Origin of the sequence: Georgenia thermotolerans (assembly GCF_009193185.1) — a bacterium.
Lineage (GTDB): Bacteria > Actinomycetota > Actinomycetes > Actinomycetales > Actinomycetaceae > Georgenia > Georgenia thermotolerans.
Genome location: NZ_VUKF01000061.1, coordinates 1 through 20097, shown reverse-complemented (window position 1 = coordinate 20097; position 20097 = coordinate 1). Strand labels below are relative to the sequence as shown.

Below are 20097 nucleotides of genomic sequence, written 5' to 3'. Positions count from 1 at the left end.
CGGAGGTCGGCCGCGCGCCCTTGGGCGAGGTGGCCGCGTCGGAGGCCGCTCGTCCCCCGGAGCCGGCGCCCGCCGTCGTCCTGGCGCTGCCCTGCCTGGCGGCGCCCGCGGTCGTCCGGGCCGCGCCCTGCCGCCCCGACGCGGCGCGACCCGCGCGCGCGTCGGGCTGCCCCGTGCGGGGTGCGGTCGGACGGCGGGCACTCATGGCCTTCATCGTCTCCCATGCGATGCGCATCCGGCGGGATCCGCGGCGCGTGAGTCGTCCGGGCATGGAAGAGGACCGCGGGCACATGCCCGCGGTCCTCTCCGAGTGGGCGGCGGCGCGAGGGCGCCGACGGCCCGGTTCCTACTTCGCGGCGCGCGGGAAGGCGGTGCGGCCCGCGTAGATCGCCGCGTCGTCCAGCTCCTCCTCGATGCGCAGCAGCTGGTTGTACTTGTTGATGCGCTCGCCACGGGCCGGGGCGCCGGTCTTGATCTGGCCGGCGTTGGTGGCCACGGACAGGTCGGCGATGGTGGTGTCCTCGGTCTCGCCGGAGCGGTGGGAGACCATCGCGGTGAAGCCGTTGCGCTGGGCGAGGGTGACGGCGTCGAGCGTCTCGGTCAGCGAGCCGATCTGGTTGAGCTTGACCAGCAGCGAGTTGGCGGCGCGCATCTGGATGCCCTTGGCCAGCCGCTCGGGGTTGGTCACGAACAGGTCGTCGCCCACGATCTGCACGCGCTCGCCGACGGCGGCGACGAGGTGGGCCCAGTCGTCCCACTCGTCCTCGCTCAGCGGGTCCTCGATGGAGACCAGCGGGTAGTCGGCGATGAGCTGCTCGTAGTAGGCGGCCATCTCCTGGCCGGAGAGGGCCTTGCCCTCGAACTGGTAGGCGCCGTCGGCGAAGAACTCCGTGGAGGCGACGTCCAGGGCCAGGGCGATCTCCTCGCCCGGCTTGTAACCGGCCTTCTCGATGGCCACGAGGATCAGGTCCAGGGCCTCGCGGTTGGAGCCCAGGTTCGGCGCGAAGCCGCCCTCGTCGCCCAGGCCGGTGCCCAGGCCGCGCTCCTTGAGCACGGACTTGAGGGAGTGGTAGGTCTCGGTGCCCCAGCGCAGCGCCTCCTTGAAGGTCGGCGCGCCCAGCGGGGCGATCATGAACTCCTGGATGTCGACGTTGGAGTCCGCGTGGGAGCCGCCGTTGAGGATGTTCATCATCGGCACGGGCAGCAGGTGGGCGTTCGGGCCGCCGACGTAGCGGAACAGCGGCAGACCGGCCGACTCCGCGCCGGCCTTGGCCACGGCGAGGGAGACGCCGAGGATCGCGTTGGCGCCGAGCTTGCCCTTGTTGGCCGAGCCGTCCAGCTCGATCAGCGTCTGGTCGATGATGCGCTGCTCGGTGGCGTCGATCCCGAGGATCTCCGGGGCGATGGTGTCGATGACCGCGTCGACGGCGTTCTGCACGCCCTTGCCGCCGTACCGGGACTTGTCGCCGTCCCGCCGCTCGACGGCCTCGAACGCGCCGGTGGACGCGCCGGAGGGCACGGCCGCACGCGCGACGGTGCCGTCCTCGAGCGCGACCTCGACCTCGACGGTGGGGTTGCCGCGCGAGTCGAGGATCTCGCGGGCGCCAACGGCCTCGATGCTGGCCACAGGTACTCCTTCATTCGGGTGATGGGGTCTCGGCGTACCCGCCCACGGTAGTACGGGCATTCCGGGTCAGCGAGGGACCATTCGTCCGGCGCGCGGCCGCGGCGGACGTGACCCTGGACACGGCCGTCGAGGGACCATCGGCCCCCGGCTCGGGGTGGGCGGCGTGCGGGACCCGGGGTGGCCGCGACGAGGCCGCAGCCGGCGATGCCGCTCGCCGTCGGCGCGGAGGTGAAGGGGCGCCGTCGGCCCGGACTCGAACGGCTCCTCAGCCCTGCGGCGCGGCCTCGGGCGTCTGGGCGATCCACGGGTGCTGGACCGGCTGGATCGCGCCCTCCTTGGTCACCTCGCCGTAGCGGGGGTTGACCTCGATCTTGGCGTCGGACATCGCGGCGGAGAACTCCTCGGAGACCGCTTGGGCGTCCGGGCTCTGCTGGGCCGCGGCGGCGGCGAAGAGGTAGTGACCCAGGTCGATGAACGCCGGGGAGAAGCCCCCCTCGGGCACCTTCGCGCCCTGCTGCTGCGCCAGCTCCTCGAAGCGCTGCTCCACCTGCTGGTCGGACAGTGCCAGGCCGTGCTTGGCGGCGATGGCGGGGAAGACGTCGGCCGCGATGAGGGTGTTGAGGACGACGGTCGGCTCGGCCGGCTGGCCGGTGAGGTCGACGTACTCCAGCGTCGCGTCGTCGAGCTGGTCCTCGGTGATACGGGTGCCGTTGACCACCGCGGCCGTGCCCGGCTGGGCCGAGCAGCCGGCGACGCCGACCGCGACGGCCACGGCGAGGGCACTGAGGAGTTGCTTGGGACGCACCACCGGGAAACCTCCGCTATGTCGTCCGGGGCGTCCGTGCCCCGTGCTGGTGAACCGTCCTCATCGTAGGGGCACGCAGCCCTCGGGCCGGTCAGCGGTCCACGGCCGTGGCGCTTTCGGGTGCCGACGCCCTACGACCGGTCAGAAGAAGACGAGCGTGTTGAGCACCAACAGGGGGATGAGCACGGCCATCGACCAGCGCATGTAGCCCAGGAAGCTGGGCATGCGGACCCCGGCCTCGACGGCGATGGAGCGCACCATGAAGTTCGGGGCGTTGCCGATGTAGGTGTTCGCGCCCATGAAGACGGCGCCGGCGGAGACGGCCATGAGGAGGTGGGGGTCGATGACGCCGAGCGTCGTCGCCACCCCGCTGGTGGCGCCGAGGCTGGCGGCCGTGGTCATGAAGACGAGGTAGGTCGGGGCGTTGTCCAGGACGCTGGACAGGCCGCCGGTGGCCCAGAAGAACGCCGCGGGGCTCGTCACGCCCAGCTCGCCGCCGCGGGCCTGGAGGATGGCCAGGGCGGGGATCATCGTGACGAAGATGCCCGCGAAGAGGATGGCCACCTCCTGGATGGGCCCCCAGGTGAAGCCGTTGGCGGCGCGGAGCTCGCGCCGGGTGCCGCGGAAGGCGAGCAGGGCGGCCAGGAGGATGACGGCGTCGCGCAGCAGTCCGAGGGTCGGCACGGTCACGTGGCCCTCCGCGGTGGTGAACAGGGTGACGCCGCGTGCCTCCCCGGTGGCCGCGTCCAGGAAGAGCGGGTTCTGGGCGAAGACGCCGGAGAGGATGACGGCGCCGACGATCATGAGCAGGAAGACGATGTTGTGCAGCCCGTCGACGCGCACCCGCTCCCCCGTGTGCTCCGGGTGCGGCCCCTCCCGCCGCATGAGCCGGGAGTCGATGACGTAGAAGACGACGAGCAGCACGGCGGTGTTGAGCAGGACCGCGGGCAGCAGGTGCATGGTCCAGAAGAACGGCACGCCGCGCAGGAAGCCCAGGAACAGCGGCGGGTCACCGATCGGGGTCAGCGCACCGCCGATGTTGGCGACGAGGAAGATGAAGAAGACGACCTGGTGGACGCGGTGGCGGCGCCAGGCGTTGGCCCGCAGCAGGGGGCGGATCATCACCATGGCCGCGCCGGTCGTGCCGATCCAGCTGGCGAGGGCGGTGCCGATGAGCAGCAGGACGACGTTGACCTTGGGCGTGCCGGAGAGCGACCCGCGCACGACGATGCCACCGGAGACCGCGAACAGCCCGAGGATGAGGATGATGAAGGGCAGGTAGTCCAGCAGCAGCACCTCGGCGCCGTGCGTGAGGGCCACCGCAGGGCCGAAGCCCACGAGGAAGGGCACGAAGAAGGCGAGCGCCCAGAACGCCGAGATCTTGCCCTGGTGACGCTCCCACCAGTGCGCGTTCACCAACGGCACGACGGCGATCGACAGCAGCATCCCGACGAACGGGATGATGCTCCACACCGGCAGCTGCTCGCCCAGCTCCATCTGCACACCTCTCGGTCACGACGTCGTGCCGGCACCGTGACATGACGGCGCTCCGGGGATCCGTGCGCGCGATCGGTGGTCGGCGGACCAGGCCTCGGCGGCGCGGTCGTGACAGTTATATCGGCGCAGTGGCCATCGTCCGAAGACGTGTCCATCTGTTGCCGCGGGCGGATGCGACGAGGATGCACCGCCCGGGCGGCCGAGAGAAGAGGCGGAGGCTAGGCCCGTCGGCTCTCGACGAACTGTGCCAGGGTGCCCACCGTCTCGAACACCTCGCCGGTGAAGTCGGCGTCGTCGATCTCGATGTCGAAGCGCTCCTCGATGGCGCCGGCGAGGCTGAGGACGGCGAGGGAGTCCAGCTCGGGCATGCTGCCGAAGAGCGGCGTCGAGGCGTCGAGGGTGTGCGCGCGTTCCTCGATGCCGAGCGTCTCGACGATGGCGGCGACGACGCCGTCGAGGGTGGTGGTGCTGACGTTCATGGGGGTCTCCGGAAGGGCAGAAGGGCAGGGACGGAGGTCAGACGAGGACCTCGACCGGGGCAGGGTGGCCGAGGAAGGCGGTCGGGCTGGCGGTCAGGCCGTACGCCCCGGCCTGGAACACGACGACGAGGTCGCCGACGTCCGCCGGGGGCAGCTCGACACCGTCGCCGAGCAGGTCCAGCGGGGTGCACAGGCAGCCGACGACGGTGACGGTCTCCGCGGCCGTCTCCGCCAGGTGGTTGCCCACGGCGACGGGGTAGTTGCGCCGGATGACCTGGCCGAAGTTCCCCGAGGCGGCGAGCTGGTGGTGCATCCCGCCGTCGACCACGAGGTAGGTGCGCCCCCGTGAGACCTTCCGGTCCACCACCCGGGTGACGTACACGCCGGCCTCGCCCACCAGGTAGCGGCCCAGCTCGATGACGACCCGGGCTTCTGGGAGGTGCGGCCCGATCCGGGTCGCGACGAGGTCGGCGAGGTTCTCCCCCACCGCCGGCAGGTCGAGGGGACGGTCCTTGTCGAAGTAGGGGATGCCGAAGCCGCCGCCGAGGTTGAGGTAGCGCACCGGCGCGGGGGTGTGCTCGGCCAGGGCGAGGACGAGGTCGACCGTCTTGCGCTGGGCCTCGGCGATGATGTCCGCGTTGAGGTTCTGCGAGCCGGCGAAGACGTGGTAGCCGAGCAGGTCGACGTCGGCGGCCGCGAGATCGGCGACCAGCGCCGGGACCTGCTCGGCGTCGACGCCGAACTGCTGCGGGCCGCCGCCCATGCGCATCCCCGAGCCCTTGACCTGGAAGTCGGGGTTGACGCGGACGGCCACGCGGGGGCGCAGGCCCAGCCGCTCCCCGGCCCGGACCACCCGCGCGGCCTCGGTCGCCGACTCCATCTCGATCGTCACGCCCGCGGCGACCGCCTGGGTGATCTCGGCGTCGGTCTTTCCGGGCCCCGCGAAGCTGACACGGGTGGCGGGCAGCGGGGTGTCGAGGGCGGTGCGCAGCTCGCCCGCCGAGGCCACGTCGAGGGAGTCGACCAGGCCGGCCAGGTGCTGGACGACGGCGGGCATCGGGTTGGCCTTGACGGCGTAGCTGAGGTCCACGGCGGTCGGCAGCGTGCGGCGCAGCAGCGCCACCCGCTCGGTGATCAGGGCGCGGTCGTACGCGAAGAACGGCGTGCCGCCCACGCGCTCCGCGAGCCGGCTCACCGGGACGCCACCGACGGCGAGCTCGCCGTCGATCGTGCCGAAGGCTGCGACGGTCGGGCGCAGGCTGGCGACGACGCTCATGCGCGCACCTCCGCCCCGAGCTCCTCGCGCAGCCGGGCCCGGTCGAACTTCCCGTTCGGCGAGCGCGGGATCTCCTCCCGCACGACGACGCCGGCGGGGACCATGTACAGGGGCAGGCTGCGCCGCATGGCCGCCAGGAGGCCCTCCTCGGTGAAGTCGCCCGTCGCCGCCGGGCTCACGACGAGCAGCACCTTCTGGCCCAGGCGCGGGTCCTCCACCCCCAGCGCGACGGCGTCACGCACCAGGCCCGTCGCGGCGGCGACCTCCTCCACCTCGGCGGGGCTGACCCGGTAGCCGGAGGTCTTGATCATCTCGTCCTGGCGGCCGACGAAGTACAAGAACCCCTCCTCGTCGCGCACGACGCGGTCGCCGGACCACACCGCCATCTCCGGCGCGCGCCAGGCGCCGTCGCGCCCCGGTGCCGGGCGGAACCGCTCGGCGGTGCGTGCGGGGTCGTTCCAGTATCCCAGCGCCACCAGGGCGCCGCGGTGCACCAGCTCGCCCTCCTCCCCCGGGGCGCACTCGGTGCCGTCCTCGCGGACCACGAGGATCTCGGCGTCGGGGATGGCCTTGCCGATCGAGCCGGGCCGCCGGTCGACCTCGGCCGGGTCGAGATAGGTCGACCGGAACGCCTCGGTGAGGCCGTACATGAGGAACGGTGCCGCGGCGGGGAAGATCGCGCGGAGCCGGTCGAGGGTGACCTTCGGCATGCGCCCGCCGGTGTTGGCGAAGTAGCGCAGGTGCCGGGTGGCCTCCTCGGGCCAGTCCATGTCGGCGAGCTGGAGCCACAGCGGCGGCACGCAGGTCAGCCCGGTGACCCGGTGGCGGGCGCAGAGCCGGACGACGTCGCGCGGCAGGAGGTAGTTCATGAGGACGACGTGCGCGCCCACGGCGAAGGCGGTGGTCAGCTGGCTGAACCCGGCGTCGAAGCTCAGCGGGAGCACGGAGAGGATGACGTCGTCGGCGGTGTTGCCCAGGTAGTGGCTGACGCTCTCGGCGCCCACGAGCAGGTTGCGGTGGCTGAGGACGACGCCCTTGGGCTTCCCTGTGCTGCCTGAGGTGTACAGGATCGCGGCGATGTCCTGGTCGATGCCTGCCGGCGGCGTCGCGTCGCCGCCGAGCTGGTCCCAGGCGTGGACGCGGTACGCGGGCGCGGCCGGCTCCCCGTCCGGGTTGCCCGGACCCGCGGTGCCCGGCTCGCGGGGTCCGCCCTGCTCGGCACTGGCGCCCACCAGCACCACGTGCTCGAGGGCGGGACACCCGGCGAGGACCTCCCGCAGCAGCTCGAGCCGCTCCGGTGAGGTGACCAGGACCCCCACGTCGCAGTCGGTGAGGATGTAGGCGACCTGCTGGGGACGCAGCAGCGGGTTGATCGGCACGAAGGCGCCGCCGGCCGCGGAGGTGGCGAAGACCGCCGTCACCGTCTCCGGGCGCTTGTCGAGGAAGACTGCGACGCGATCCTCGCGGCGCAGGCCGAGTGCGGCGAGGCCGGCGGCGGCGCCGCGGACGTCGTGCCAGAGCTCGGCATAGGTGCGGGTGGTGTCCTTGAACGTCAGCGCCGGGGAGCCGCCGTGGGTGGTGGCGTGCCGCTCGAGCAGGTGGTGCAGGTTGGTCCTCATCGCCGTCCTATCGCCCTCACCAGGCCACGCAGGTGAGCTCGCTGTAGAGGTAGTCGATCTGATCCGCGCGCAGGGTCGGGCTGCGGAACATCTTGGGCCGGCCGGCCACGGTCACCGAGGGGCCGGGCACGCGCGGCACCACGCGGCGCTCCGCGAGCGTGAACGGCACGCCGTGGCGCAGGAGCAGGTGGCGCAGCACGAGCCGGCCGTGCCGGGCGAAGAGCTCGGGGTCGCTCACGTGGAGCACCGAGGCGAACAGCGGCAGACGCTTGCGGCGGTCCCGGCGGACGACGACGTAGCAGGTGCGTGCCCCCGCCACGAGCACGAGGTGGCGGGCCGCCGCCGCCCGGGCGTGGTCGCGGTAGATCGCCAGCTCCCGGCCCGTGAGCACGCGCTCGATCTCGCGCGGGTCGGTCACCACCCGCGCCCGGGACCACGCGGGCCAGGGCAGGTTAGGGGCCAGGGCCGTGGTGGTGTCCAGGGCCGTGAAACCCAGGCGGGCGTTGAGGGGGACGACGTTGCCGCTCGGCGAGAAGTCCGTGAGGTGGTAACCCTTCTGCCGCAGGGCCGCGCGCAGCAGCCGCAGGCCCTGGGAGCGGTACCCCTCCTCCACACACCAGGCGGCGAGGTTGCAGAACCGCTCGGGGCGCCCGTCGATGCCGCGCTCGGAGTAGAAGGCGAGGTACGCGCCGACCACCCGGCCGCCGTCGCGCAGGAGGAAGCCGTGGTTGGGCTGGTCTCCCGCCCACGGCGGGGTCATGGCCCTGGCCCACGCCGCGGCGGACAACCGCGCATTGAGGTGGGCGTGCAGGAAGCGCCCCACCGCCGCCGTGTCGGCGGCGGTGATGGGGCTCAGCTCGACCTGACGGTCGGCGGAGAGCACGGAGGGGGCGGGCATGGCGCCAAAGTACGGCGCACGCTCTCGGCGCGCGGGCGAATCGGGCACACCGCCGCCGGGAATTGGTGCCAGCGCCACCTCACCGGCACTTCCCGGGTGGGCGCGTCCGGACCCCGGCCGCCCGCCCCGGCGTCAGTGCGCGGCGCCGGCCCCCACCGTCGCCGCCGCGGCGACGGAGTCCTTGAGGACGGCGTCGATGACCTGGCCGACCCACTCCAGCAGGGCGACGTCCTTGAGCGGCTTGCCGCCCAGGCGCGCGGTCATCGGGTACGGCACCAGGATGGTGCGCACCGCGGGCTTGAGGACCGTGCCGGGGTAGAGCCGCTTGAGCCGCAGCTGGGCGGACTCGGGCAGCTCCACCGGGGCGAAGCGGACGTACTTGCCCTGGGCGGTGATGTCCGACAGCCCCACCTCGCGGGCCTTGTCGCGCAGCGCTGCGACGGCGAAGAGCCGCTCGACCGGCTCCGGGACGGGCCCGTAGCGGTCGACGAGCTCCTCGCGGATCGCGGCGATGGCGGCGTCGTCGGCCGCGGCGGCGATCTTGGCGTAGGCCTCCAGACGCAGCCGCTCGTGGGCGATGTAGTCGTGCGGCACGTGCGCGTCGACGGCCAGCTCGATCTTGACGTCGGCCTTCTCGGTCTCCTTCTCCCCGCGGAACTCCGAGACGGCGTCAGAGACCATCCGCACGTACAGGTCGAAGCCGACCCCGGCGATGTGCCCGGACTGCTCCCCGCCGAGGAGGTTGCCCGCCCCGCGGATCTCGAGGTCCTTCATGGCCACCTGGATGCCGGCGCCGAGGTCGGTGTGCGCCGCGATGGTGGCGAGGCGGTCGTGCGCCGTCTCGGTCAGCGGCTTCTCCGGGGGGTAGAAGAAGTACGCGTAGGCCCGCTCGCGGCCGCGGCCCACCCGGCCGCGCAGCTGGTGCAGCTGGGACAGGCCGAGCTGGTCGGCCCGGTCGACGATCAGGGTGTTGGCGTTGGAGATGTCCAGGCCGGTCTCGACGATGGTCGTGCAGACGAGGACGTCGAACTCCTTGTCCCAGAAGTCCTGGATGACCTTCTCGAGCTGGTGCTCGTTCATCTTCCCGTGCGCCACGGCGACGCGGGCCTCCGGCACGAGCTCGTTGATGCGGGCGGCCGCCTTGTTGATCGACTGGACCCGGTTGTGCACGAAGAAGACCTGGCCCTCGCGCAGTAGCTCGCGGCGGATGGCGGCGGCGACCTGCTTCTCCTCGTAGGCGCCGACGAAGGTGAGCACCGGGTGGCGCTCCTCCGGCGGGGTGGCCAGCGTGGACATCTCCCGGATGCCGGTGATGGCCATCTCCAGCGTGCGCGGGATCGGGGTGGCGGACATCGCGAGCACGTCGACGTTGGTGCGCAGCTGCTTGAGCGTCTCCTTGTGCTCGACGCCGAAGCGCTGCTCCTCGTCGATGACGACCAGGCCGAGGTCCTTGAACCGGACCTCCCCGGTGAGCAGGCGGTGGGTGCCGATGACGACGTCGACGGTGCCCTTGCTGACGCCCTCGCGCACGGCGGTCGCCTCGGCGTCGGTCTGGAAGCGGGAGAGGGCCTTGACCGTGATGGGGAAGCCTGCGTAGCGCTCGGAGAAGGTGTCCAGGTGCTGCTGGACGAGCAGCGTGGTGGGCACGAGGACGGCGACCTGCTTGCCGTCCTGGACGGCCTTGAACGCCGCGCGGACGGCGATCTCGGTCTTGCCGTAGCCGACGTCGCCGCTGATGAGGCGGTCCATCGGGGTGGCCTTCTCCATGTCGGCCTTGACCTCGTCGATGGTGACGAGCTGGTCGGGCGTCTCGGTGTGCGGGAAGGCCTCCTCCAGCTCGCGCTGCCAGGGGGTGTCGGGACCGAAGGCGTGGCCGGTGGTCGCCATGCGCGCCGCGTAGAGGCGGATGAGCTCCGCGGCGATCTTCTTGACCGCCTTCTTAGCACTAGCCTTGGTCTTCGCCCAGTCCGACCCGCCGAGCTTGTTGAGCGTGGGCGCCTCGCCGCCGGTGTACTTCGTGACCTGGTCGAGGGAGTCGGTGGGCACGAACAGGCGGTCGCCGGGCTGGCCGCGCTTGGAGCTGGCGTACTCGATGACGAGGTACTCGCGGGTGGTGGCGTCCGCCCCGGCGCCCACGGTGCGCTGGACCAGCTCGACGAACCTGCCCACGCCGTGCTGCTCGTGGACCACGTAGTCCCCGGCGCGCAGGGCGAGGGGATCGACCACGTTGCGCCGTCGGGAGGGCATGCGGCGCATGTCCCGGGTGGAGGTGCCGGCGCGGCCGGTGATGTCGGCCTCGGCGAGCAAGGCGAGCCTGAGGTCGGGGGCGACGAAGCTGCGCCCGGAGGGGGCGGTGGTGACCAGCACCACGGAGGGCTGCGGCTCCTCGGCGATGTCCTCGACCACGCGGGCGGGGACGTCGGCGGCGGAGAGCTGCTCGGCCATGCGCCGGCCCGGCCCGGGGCCCTCGGTGGTGAGCACGAGCCGCCAGCCGTCGTGGACGAGGCCGGCGAGGTCCTTGAGGGCCTTCTCGACGTCGCCGTTGTAGCGCTCGACGTCGCGCGCGCCGACGGCGAGCGCCGAGGCGGGGCTCTCGGCCTCCTCCATCAGCTCGGCGAGCTCGGCATCGGTGGGCAGCGAGCTGAGCGACCACCAGCCCAGGCCGCGGGTCAGCGCGAGGGCGCGGGCCTCCGCGAGGTCGGCGAAGGAGGCGGCGCGCAGGTCCAGCGGGGTCTTGCCGCCCTGGGCGGCGGAGGTCCAGGCCGCGGCGAGGAACTCCTCGGTGGTCGAGACGAGGTCGTGGGCCCGGCGGCGGATCTTCTCGGGGTCGGACAGAAGCACGAGGGTGTCGTCCGGCACGAGGTCCAGCACCGGCTGCATGCCGTCGACCAGGGCCGGGGCGAGGGACTCCATGCCCTCCACCGCGATGCCGTTGCCCATCTTCTCAAGCATCTCCGCGGCGCCGGGCAGGTCCTCGATCAGGGCGAGGGCCCGGGCGCGCACCTTCTCGGTGAGCAGCAACTCGCGCGAGGGCGGCGCCCACAGGCCGTGCTCGGCGAGCTCGAGGGAGCGCTGGTCGGCGACGGCGAACCAGCGGATCTCCTCGACCGTGTCCCCCCAGAACTCGATGCGCATGGGGTGGCTCTCGGTGGGCGGGAAGACGTCAAGGATACCGCCGCGCACCGCGAACTCCCCGCGCCGCTCCACCATGTCCACGCGGGTGTACGCGGCGGCGGCGAGGGCCGCGGCGACCTGCTCGAGGTCGGCCTCCTGCCCCACCTCCAATGAGACGGGCTCGAGGTCTCCCAGGCCCTGCACCACCGGCTGCAGCAGCGCGCGCACGGGCATGACGAGCACCGAGATGGGGCCCGACTGGCCGCCCGCGGTGGGGTGGGCGAGCCGGCGCAGCACCGCCAGGCGCTTGGCGACGGTGTCGCTGCGCGGGGAGAGGCGCTCGTGGGGCAGGGTCTCCCAGGCGGGGAAGACGGCGACGGCGTCGTCGGGCAGGAAGTTGCGCAGGGCGTCGGCGGCCTCGTCGGCCTCACGGCCGGTGGCGGTGACCACGACGACCGGGCGGCCCCGCTCCCCCGCGGTGAGCTCGGCGACGAGCGGGGCGCGCACGCCGACCGCGGCGTTGACCACGACCTGCGGGGCCAGCACCGGCTGGCGGGCCATCTCGGTGGCGGAGGCGACGGCGGGGTCGGTGCGCAGCAGGGGCAGCAGTCCGGTGAGCTTCATGAGTCCTTCGACGTCTTCGGACGCGGGCGTGGGCGCCCGCTCAGCACGGCGGCCCCACATCCAGAAGGAGGCGGGGTCCGCAGGGGAGTCTACGGTCGCCCCGGCGGGGGCACACCAGCAGGCGTTGGTCACAACGCGACCGGCGGGCCCGGTATTTCCGGGGTTCAGCCGCACACGTCACGGGATCCGATCCCCCGCCCCGCTCCGACGGGGGCGACGCCCGCAACGTCATACGCGCACGGGCTCTGGCGCGAACTCCGCCGGGCGGGAAGCGACACCGAAGAAGTGGCCGATGGCACCGACGATGCGGGCGGCAGCTCGGCCGTCGCCGTACGGATTGACCGCCTCCGACATCGACTCGTACGCCAGCTGGTCGGTGAGCAGAGTGGTCACGGCCTCGACGATAAGGTCCTCGTCCGTGCCCACCAGCCGCACTGTCCCGGCGGTGACCGCCTCCGGCCGCTCCGTCGTCTCACGCAGGACCAGCACCGGCTTGCCCAGGCTCGGCGCCTCCTCCTGAACCCCACCGGAGTCTGTGAGCACGAGCAGGCTGTGCTCCATCGCGAAGGCGAAGTCGCTGTAGTCCAGGGGCTCGGTAACCGTCACGTTCGACAGCCCCGTCAGCGGCGGCAGGAGCACCTCCCGGACGACGGGATTGAGGTGGGCCGGCAGGAGGAAGTGCACCTCAGGGAAGGCCTCGGCGAGGCGAGCGACGGCGGTGGCCGTGCGTGCCATCGGTGCACCCCACGACTCTCGGCGGTGGCTGGTGACCAGCACGGTGGGCCGCTCCCCCATCCCCGCCAACGCCGGGTGGTGGCTCACGTGGCCTCGACCCACGACCTCCAGCAGGGCGTCGATGACCGTGTTCCCGGTGACCACCACGGATGACCGGGCGATGCCCTCGGCAAGCAGGTTGTCCCGGCTCTTCGGCGTCGGAGCCAGGTGCAACGACGTGAGCTCGGACGTGAGGCGGCGGTTCACCTCCTCGGGGAAGGGGTTGTACCGGTCGCCCGTGCGGAGCCCTGCCTCGACATGGAAGACCGGAACCTGGTGGTAGAACGCCGCCAGGGCCGCCACGAAGCTCGTGGTGGTGTCCCCCTGCACCACGACCGCGTCGGGCGTGTCGCGTGCGATGAGGTCGCTGAGGCCTTCCAGAGCCCGCACCGTCATCCCGGCAAGGGTCTGCCTGTCCCGGAGGATCGCGAGGTCGTAGGAGGGAGTGATGCCGAAGAGGGCGTTCACCTGGTCAAGCATCTCCCTGTGCTGCCCGGTCACGGTGACGACCGGCTCGAAGTGCGGCGCACGTCCGAGCGCCGTGACCACCGGCGCCATCTTGATCGCCTCCGGCCGTGTTCCGTAGACGGCCATCACTCTGTGCATCGACCTGCCCCGTTCCCTCGGGCCAACGCGGATCCCCGCATCGTGGCATCACGACCGGATGCGGTTAGGCCGAATGGGTGCGGGAGTTGCGGCTGACCGGCGAGGCGGCGACTCAGGCGTTCTGCGTGGCGAACTGTGTCTCGTACAGCTCCGCGTACAGCCCGCCGCGGGCCAGCAGCTCGGCGTGCGTGCCCTGCTCGACGACGCGACCGGCGTCGATCACGGCGATGGAGTCCGCCTTGCGCACGGTGGAGAGCCGGTGTGCGATGACGATCGAGGTGCGCCCGACCATCGCGGAGTCCAGCGCGAGCTGGACGGCCGCCTCGGACTCGGAGTCCAGGTGCGCCGTCGCCTCGTCGAGCACCACCACCCGCGGCGATCGCAGCAGCAGGCGGGCGATGGCCACCCGCTGCTTCTCCCCGCCGGACAGGCGGTGCCCGCGGTCACCGACGACGGTGTCGAGCCCGTCGGGCAGGCGCTGCACGAGCGGCTCGACGTGCGCTGCCCGCAGCGCCGCGTAGAGCTCCTCCTCGCTCGCCTCGGGACGGGCGTACAGGAGGTTGGCTCGGACGGTGTCGTGGAACAGGTGGGCGTCCTGGGTGACGACGCCAACCGCCTTGTGGAGGCTGGCCTGCCGGACGTGGCGCAGGTCCAGCCCACCGACCCGCACGGCGCCCGAGGTCGGGTCGTACAGCCGGGCAATCATCGTCGAGAGGGTGGTCTTGCCCGCACCGGAGGGCCCGACGAGCGCGACCATGGTGCCGGGCTCGACCCGCAGGGAGACACCCTTGAGGACCTCCTCCTGGCGGAGGCCGTCGGGCTCGGCCCGCCCCACGGCCTTCCCGGGCCGGCCGTCCCCTGCCGTCCGGCCGTTCCCGCCCCCCGTGCGGGCACCGTCGTTCTCCCCGTGCCCGACGCCGACGGCGGGCACCCCCTCCAGCGAGGCCAGTCCGACCTGGTCCGGCCCCGGGTAGGAGAAGCGGACGTCGTCGAGCTCGACGGAGAGCGGCCCGTCGGGCAGGTCGACGGCGTCGGGCACATCGGTGATCATCGGCTCGAGGTCGAGCACCTCGAACACCCTCTCGAAGCTGACCAGGGCACTCATGACGTCGACCTGGACGTTGCTCAGCGCGGTGACCGGGCCGTACAACCGCCCGAGCAGGCCGGCGAAGGCCACCAGCGTGCCAACGGTGACGGCCTGCTCAATCGCGAGCAGGCCGCCGACCCCGTAGACCAGGGCGGTCGCGAGCGAGGCCATCGCCCCTAGGGCGGCGAAGAACACCCGGCTGCTCATCGCCGTCTTGATGCCGATCTCACGGACGGCGCCCGCACGCTCGGCGAACTCCGCCTGCTCGCGCTCGGGCGTGCCAAAGAGCTTGACCAGCAGGGCGCCGGCCACGTTGAACCGCTCGGTCATACGGTTGCCGAGCTCGGCATTGAGCTCCATGCCGCGGCGGTTGAGCGCGGCGAGCCGGCGCCCCACCCGTCGGGCGGGCAGGAGGAGGACCGGGACGACCAGCAGGGCGACCAGCGTGATCTGCCATGACAGCGCCAGCATCGTCCCGAGGACAACGACCACCGAGATGACGTTCGAGACGACACCGGACAAGGTAGTGGTGAACGCCCGTTGGGCGCCGATGACGTCGGAGTTGAGCCGGGTGACGAGGGAGCCAGTCTGGCTGCGGGTGAAGAACGCGACCGACTGCTCCTGCACGTGGGTGAAGACGTCCGTGCGCAGGTCGTATATCAGGCCCTCGCCGATACGCGCGGAGAACCAGCGCTGCAGGAGGGTGAGCACGGCCTCGGCGACCGCGACGAGGGCCACGAGGGCGGCGAGGACCACGACGAGGCGGCGGTCGCCGGTGGCCACGCCGTCGTCAATGATGCGCTGGAGGAGCAACGGGGTCGCCACGACCATGAGGGCGGCGAGCACCACTAGGCCGAGGAAGACGACGATCTGGTAGCGGTAGGGCGCCGCGTAGCGCACGACCCGGCGAGTGGTTCCAGGCCGCAGGCGATGGTCCTTGACGGAGGAGTCCTGCCGCAGGGTGCGGGCGAAGCCGCCCGGCCCGCCCATGTGGCCCCCCATGCTGCCCATGCTCATCGGCTTGGTCCGCTCCCTCCGCCCGGCGCCACCAGCGGACCTGCCCGCTGCCCGGCCTCGGGCCCACCCATTGTGCCCCGACCTCGCGCAGGACACTCGTCCGGAACCGCCGGGTCCGCTCACCCCGGCCGCATCGGGGTCACCCTGCCCCACCCGCCCGTCACCCCAGGATTTCAACCCGAGAACCGGACGTACGTGCAGGCCGTCCGTAGGAACGTGTCCGGCACGGCGGGGCGACCAGGCCCCGTCCAACCGAGCCGGTCCGTCAGGCAGACGGGGTGGGCTGCGGCGCGTACCGCCCTGCGCGGCTGACTCGCCCCTCACGCACCAGTCGGTCGTACACCGGTCCGGCGTCGCCCGCCGCGACGAGGACGAGAGGAACAGCATGACCCTCACCAGCTGGGACGCCACCGACCGCGTGGAGCACCTGGTCGACCTCGCCGTCCGCGGCCTGCCGGCGATGTGGCAGGAGAACGCGGACTCCTTCGCCCAGACGCTCCGTGGGACACCGTCCTCGGACGGGCCGGTCCTCCGGGCGGAGGGGATCAGCCTCCGGTACACCGCCATCGTCGCCCTCGGTGCCGGGCGGTTGCCCGGGGACCGGCAACGCGCCGCCCTGGCCGGGCGCAGCGCGGCGGAGCTCGCCGTCACGGCGGCGGCACAGGCCGCGCGGCACGACGATCCCGGGGCGGTGGCGCTGGCAGCGTGGGCGGCGGCCGAGGTGGCGGCGACGCCGGATCCCGCGCTCGTCGGTCGGTTGCGGGACCTGACGACCAGCGGGCGCCCGCTGCCCACCGTCGACGCGTCCTGGATGCTCGTCGCGGCCCTGGCCGCCCCCGAGCTGCCCGGCTCAGACGCGCTCATCACCGAGCTGCGTGCCCGGCTCCTCAGCGCCCAGGGGTCCCAGGGAATCTTCCCGCACATGCTGCCCGCGTCGGCGCAGAGCCGTTGGCGGGCGCACGTCGGCTGCTTCGCCGACCAGGTCTATCCCATCCAGGCGCTCGCACGGTTGGCCGCCGCTCACGGGGACACCGCGGCTCTCGCGGCGGCCGACGCCTGCGCCCGGCAGATCTGCGAGCTGCAGGGTCCGTCGGGGCAGTGGTGGTGGCACTACGACGTGCGAGACGGGTCGGTGGTGGAGCCCTACCCCGTCTACAGCGTCCACCAGCACGCCATGGCTCCGATGGCACTGCGGGAGCTCATCGGGGCCGGAGGCGCGGACTACCGCGCCAAGGTGGACCTCGGCCTGTCCTGGTTGTGGACACATCCGGAGACGCTGGAGGAGCTGATCTCGGACCGGCACGCACTCGTCTGGCGCAAGGTGGCCCGCCGGGAGCCGGCCAAGGCCGCGCGGAAGGTGGCCGCCGTCACTACGTCGCTGCGGCCGGGGTTCCACCTGCCGGGCCTGGACCAAGCGTTGCCGGTCGGCCCCATTGACCACGAGTGCCGGCCCTACGAGCTGGGCTGGCTGCTGTACGCCTGGCTGGAAGGTCGCCCGTCACCTCACACCGCCGAGGCCGTCGGAGACCGCCATGCCTGACGTCGCGGGGCTCACTGGCCCCACTCGGCTGCTGTTCGGGCTTCCCCTCAACGCCGCCACCATGGCGGACACCCTTGGGGCGTGCGAGCAGGCGCTGCACGAGCGCCGCCGGCTCCTCGTCGGTGTCCTCAACGCCGCCAAGGTCGTCAACCTTCGCCGTGACGCCCTCTTGCGCGCGTCGCTGATGGAGTGTGACCTCCTGCTGGCCGACGGGCAGTCGGTCGTGTGGGCCAGCCGGCTGCTGGGGCGTCCCCTGCCCGAACGCGTCGCCGGCATCGACCTGTTCGTGGCCCTGCTCGACCTCGCCGATCGCGAGGGGTTCTCGGTCTACCTGCTGGGGGCGAAGCCGGACGTCCTGCGCCGACTCGTGGCCCACGTGGAGGAGCGGTACCCGGGACTGGTGATCGCCGGCGCCCGCGATGGCTACTTCAAGGAGGAGGAGTCGGCGGAGGTCGCGTACGAGATACGTGCGTCCCGGCCGGACATGCTGTTCCTGGGCATGACGTCCCCGAAGAAGGAGATCTTCCTCGCCGCGCACGGCCGTGACCTCGGCGTCCCGGTTCTCCACGGTGTCGGTGGTTCCTTCGACGTCCTCGCCGGCCTGACCCGGCGTGCGCCGGAGTGTTGGCAGCGGTACGGCATGGAGTGGGCCTACCGCCTGCTGCAGGAGCCGCGCCGGATGTGGCGGCGGTATCTGCGCACGAACTCCATCTTCCTCGCTCTAGTGGTCCGTGAGCTGCTGCGCCCCTCGCCGCCGCTGCGCGGCTCACTCTGAGAAAGGCCCCTCATGAGCGACAAGTTTGACGGCCGGGTGGCCGTCATCGGCCTGGGCTACATCGGGCTGCCCACCGCCGTGGTGCTCGCAACCCGCGGCGTCGAGGTCGTCGGCGTGGACGTCAACGTCGCCACGGTGGAGGCGGTCTCCGAGGGGCGGCTGCCCTTCGTCGAGCCGGACCTGGCCGCCGCCGTGAGCGGGGCCGTGGCGATGGGCAACCTGACGGCCACGCTCGAGACGCCGGAGTCGGACGCCTTCATCATCGCGGTGCCGACCCCGTTCAACACCGATCACACGGCTGACCTCAGCTTCGTGCGCGCCGCCGTCGAGCAGGTCGCGCCGCGGCTGCGGGGTGGCGAGGTGATCGTGCTGGAGTCGACCTCGCCGCCGGGCACCACGGCGCAGGTGAGCCAGTGGCTGGCCCAGCTGCGCCCCGACCTCACCCTTCCCCACGAGGTCGAGGGCGTGCCGGACATCCATGTGGCGCACTGCCCCGAGCGTGTGCTGCCCGGCCGGATCATGATCGAAATGGTCACCAACGACCGCGTGATCGGGGGGATCACCCGCCGGTGCGCGGAGCGGGCTGCCGAGATCTACCGGGTCTTCTGCCAGGGAAAGCTGCTGCTGAGCGACGCGGCGAGCGCCGAGATGGCCAAGCTGGTGGAGAACGCCTACCGTGACGTCAACATCGCCTTCGCCAATGAGCTGTCGGTGATCGGGGACGCGCTCCACCTCGACGTGTGGGAGGTCATCCGCCTGGCCAACCACCACCCCCGCGTGAACATCCTCAGCCCCGGGCCCGGTGTGGGCGGCCACTGCATCGCGGTGGACCCGTGGTTCATCGTCGGTGCGGCGCCGGAGCTGGCGCGGCTGGTCCGCACGGCCCGGGAGATCAACGACGGCAAGCCGCACCACGTGGCCGAGCAGGTGATCAACACCGCGGGACGCTTCCGCACCCCCACCATCGCCTGCCTGGGCATGGCGTACAAGGCCAACATCGACGACCTGCGGGAGAGCCCGGCCGTGGAGGTCATCGAGACCCTCGCCGACGCGCTCCCCGAGGTCGACATCGCCGTCGCGGAGCCGTACGTCAACTCCCTCCCCGACAAGCTCGCCCAACACCGCAACATCACGCTTGAGCGCACCGCCGCGGCCGTGGACCGGGCGGACATCGTGGTCGTCCTCGTCGACCACGACCAGTTCCGCTCCCTCAACCGCAGCCTGCTCGCGGGCAAGGTCGTCTACGACACGCGCGGGGTGTGGCGGTGAGGTGACCGCCTAATCGCCCTTGGGCAGGGGCACCGGGTTTTCGGTGTCGTCCCAGGCGTTGCCTTCGAAGGCGCTGATGCCCTCCGTGCCGTTCACCGAGATGGCACCCCACGCGGCATGCCCTGCGGGCGCATCGCCGTACCACCGGTTGTCGATGATGCGGATGTCGTCGTAGTCGTGGTCGGACGTGCCCTCGACGTACAGGGTGTAGCTGCCGCCGCCGATCCAGTTGCCGCGGATGTCGACATCTTTGATGTCGCTCCAGTGGGTTGTGATGTTGACGGCGCCCGTGTCCTCGAGCCACGCGCCGGAGGGATCGGTGAGCATGATGTTGTTCCCCCACACGTGGGTGTGGCTGCCGTGGTAGATCTCGATCCCGTCGAAGTGGGGGTCTTCGCCGGGCATGCCCTGGAACTTCTCGATGAAATTGGCCTGAACGATCGAACGGCGGCCCAGGGTGATGGCGTTCTCGAAACCGTGGATGTAGTTGCCGCAGATGACCGCGTCGGTCGCGGCGATGGCAACGTAGCCGCCATCCTCGGTCAAGATCTCGTTGCCGATGATCTTCGTGCCCGTGACCTCCTCGTCGTACGTGATGCCGTACCACTCGGTGACGTTGATGCGGTTGTTGCGGATGGTCACGTCGTCGGCGTTGATCACGATGTTGCCGGTGATCTCCTTGCCCTCGACCACGGTCCCCGGGGTCTCGATGAGCAAGCTGCCGCTCTCCACCAGCTCTGCGTCGGGCGAGACCCCGGTGGTGGCTGCGGTCGGACGGTTCTCCGGCAGCTGCGGGAACGTGTCGCAGGATCCAGCGCCGGCCGCGGCCGCTGTCGGAGGTGCGGGCGCGCCCCGAACGAGGACGAGCACGGCGGCGACCCCGGCCAGGGCGACTGCAAGGGCCGCCGCCAGGAGGAGGCCGGCGCCCGCGCTTCCCGCGCGCCGAATGCTCACACCGTTCCTGCGAGGCGGGCGATGTCCTCAGCGCCCAGGGCCCGGTCGTACAGGCGCACCTCGTCCAGCCCGCCGCGGAAGGGCGCCCGGCCCCCCGGCTCGGCCCCCAGGCCCAGCGCCAGGTTGTTCACCCCCA

Annotated in this window: 15 protein-coding genes; 3 read left to right on the top strand and 12 right to left on the bottom strand. The window is 72.1% G+C overall.

All coding sequences use genetic code 11. The features are described from left to right. Window positions 1–346: 346 nt before the first annotated feature. From eno to GD970_RS19610, 10 genes are all read right to left on the bottom strand, one after another. On the bottom strand, window positions 347–1627 hold the full coding sequence (gene eno, locus GD970_RS19655) for a phosphopyruvate hydratase (protein ID WP_152204598.1): 1281 nt from the start codon (window positions 1625–1627) through the stop codon (window positions 347–349). Between the two features lie 265 nt (window positions 1628–1892). Then, window positions 1893–2435 carry a SurA N-terminal domain-containing protein gene (locus GD970_RS19650; RefSeq protein WP_152204597.1) on the bottom strand — a complete coding sequence of 181 codons (543 nt, stop codon included), beginning with the start codon at window positions 2433–2435 and terminating at the stop codon, window positions 1893–1895. Window positions 2436–2573: 138 nt separating this feature from the next. Further along, window positions 2574–3929 carry a sodium:proton antiporter gene (locus tag GD970_RS19645; RefSeq protein ID WP_152204596.1) on the bottom strand — a complete coding sequence of 452 codons (1356 nt, stop codon included), beginning with the start codon at window positions 3927–3929 and terminating at the stop codon, window positions 2574–2576. Window positions 3930–4147: 218 nt separating this feature from the next. After that, a complete protein-coding gene (locus GD970_RS19640) occupies window positions 4148–4408 on the bottom strand; it encodes an acyl carrier protein (RefSeq protein ID WP_152204595.1) in 261 nt (86 codons plus the stop codon). Window positions 4409–4445: 37 nt separating this feature from the next. Then, entirely contained in the window at window positions 4446–5684 is a 1239-nt protein-coding gene (locus tag GD970_RS19635; protein WP_152204594.1) for a pyridoxal-dependent decarboxylase, exosortase A system-associated, read from the bottom strand. Continuing rightward, window positions 5681–7303 (bottom strand): acyl-CoA ligase (AMP-forming), exosortase A system-associated, encoded by a 1623-nt coding sequence (locus GD970_RS19630; protein WP_152204593.1) that lies wholly within the window; start codon window positions 7301–7303, stop codon window positions 5681–5683. Before GD970_RS19630 ends, GD970_RS19635 begins: the two co-directional genes overlap by 4 nt. A 16-nt stretch (window positions 7304–7319) precedes the next feature. Continuing rightward, window positions 7320–8201 (bottom strand): GNAT family N-acetyltransferase, encoded by an 882-nt coding sequence (locus GD970_RS19625; protein ID WP_211489747.1) that lies wholly within the window; start codon window positions 8199–8201, stop codon window positions 7320–7322. 132 nt (window positions 8202–8333) lie between these two features. Further along, on the bottom strand, window positions 8334–11939 hold the full coding sequence (gene mfd, locus GD970_RS19620; protein ID WP_152204592.1) for a transcription-repair coupling factor: 3606 nt from the start codon (window positions 11937–11939) through the stop codon (window positions 8334–8336). A 228-nt stretch (window positions 11940–12167) separates the two neighbouring features. Continuing rightward, complete coding sequence (wecB, locus tag GD970_RS19615; RefSeq protein ID WP_152204591.1) at window positions 12168–13319, bottom strand: non-hydrolyzing UDP-N-acetylglucosamine 2-epimerase; 1152 nt, start codon at window positions 13317–13319, stop codon at window positions 12168–12170. 112 nt (window positions 13320–13431) lie between these two features. Then, on the bottom strand, window positions 13432–15423 hold the full coding sequence (locus tag GD970_RS19610; RefSeq protein ID WP_170297223.1) for an ABC transporter ATP-binding protein: 1992 nt from the start codon (window positions 15421–15423) through the stop codon (window positions 13432–13434). Window positions 15424–15808: 385 nt separating this feature from the next. On the opposite strand from GD970_RS19610, the gene GD970_RS19605 reads away from it, so the two are divergent. From GD970_RS19605 to wecC, 3 genes are read left to right on the top strand one after another with little or no spacing between them, the layout of a single operon-like run. Continuing rightward, on the top strand, window positions 15809–16963 hold the full coding sequence (locus GD970_RS19605) for a hypothetical protein (RefSeq protein WP_152204590.1): 1155 nt from the start codon (window positions 15809–15811) through the stop codon (window positions 16961–16963). Further along, complete coding sequence (locus GD970_RS19600; protein ID WP_152204589.1) at window positions 16956–17738, top strand: WecB/TagA/CpsF family glycosyltransferase; 783 nt, start codon at window positions 16956–16958, stop codon at window positions 17736–17738. The genes GD970_RS19605 and GD970_RS19600 overlap by 8 nt, the downstream gene beginning before the upstream one ends. Window positions 17739–17750: 12 nt before the next feature. After that, window positions 17751–19007 carry a UDP-N-acetyl-D-mannosamine dehydrogenase gene (wecC, locus tag GD970_RS19595; RefSeq protein ID WP_152204588.1) on the top strand — a complete coding sequence of 419 codons (1257 nt, stop codon included), beginning with the start codon at window positions 17751–17753 and terminating at the stop codon, window positions 19005–19007. A gap of 9 nt (window positions 19008–19016) precedes the next feature. Here wecC and GD970_RS19590 read toward each other — a convergent pair whose 3' ends face one another. Next, window positions 19017–19961 (bottom strand): right-handed parallel beta-helix repeat-containing protein, encoded by a 945-nt coding sequence (locus GD970_RS19590; RefSeq protein WP_152204587.1) that lies wholly within the window; start codon window positions 19959–19961, stop codon window positions 19017–19019. Further along, window positions 19958–20092 carry a LamG domain-containing protein gene (locus tag GD970_RS22720; protein WP_226925489.1) on the bottom strand — a complete coding sequence of 45 codons (135 nt, stop codon included), beginning with the start codon at window positions 20090–20092 and terminating at the stop codon, window positions 19958–19960. The genes GD970_RS19590 and GD970_RS22720 overlap by 4 nt, the downstream gene beginning before the upstream one ends. Window positions 20093–20097: the final 5 nt, after the last annotated feature.

Coding starts and splice junctions, on each gene's coding strand:
- GD970_RS19645 (WP_152204596.1), bottom strand. CDS start 3,929: ATGGAGCTGGGCGAGCAGCTGCCGGTGTGGAGCATCATCCCGTTCGTC.
- GD970_RS19640 (WP_152204595.1), bottom strand. CDS start 4,408: ATGAACGTCAGCACCACCACCCTCGACGGCGTCGTCGCCGCCATCGTC.
- GD970_RS19635 (WP_152204594.1), bottom strand. CDS start 5,684: ATGAGCGTCGTCGCCAGCCTGCGCCCGACCGTCGCAGCCTTCGGCACG.
- GD970_RS19630 (WP_152204593.1), bottom strand. CDS start 7,303: ATGAGGACCAACCTGCACCACCTGCTCGAGCGGCACGCCACCACCCAC.
- GD970_RS19625 (WP_211489747.1), bottom strand. CDS start 8,201: ATGCCCGCCCCCTCCGTGCTCTCCGCCGACCGTCAGGTCGAGCTGAGC.
- mfd (WP_152204592.1), bottom strand. CDS start 11,939: ATGAAGCTCACCGGACTGCTGCCCCTGCTGCGCACCGACCCCGCCGTC.
- wecB (WP_152204591.1), bottom strand. CDS start 13,319: ATGCACAGAGTGATGGCCGTCTACGGAACACGGCCGGAGGCGATCAAG.
- GD970_RS19610 (WP_170297223.1), bottom strand. CDS start 15,423: ATGAGCATGGGCAGCATGGGGGGCCACATGGGCGGGCCGGGCGGCTTC.
- GD970_RS19605 (WP_152204590.1), top strand. CDS start 15,809: ATGACCCTCACCAGCTGGGACGCCACCGACCGCGTGGAGCACCTGGTC.
- GD970_RS19600 (WP_152204589.1), top strand. CDS start 16,956: ATGCCTGACGTCGCGGGGCTCACTGGCCCCACTCGGCTGCTGTTCGGG.
- wecC (WP_152204588.1), top strand. CDS start 17,751: ATGAGCGACAAGTTTGACGGCCGGGTGGCCGTCATCGGCCTGGGCTAC.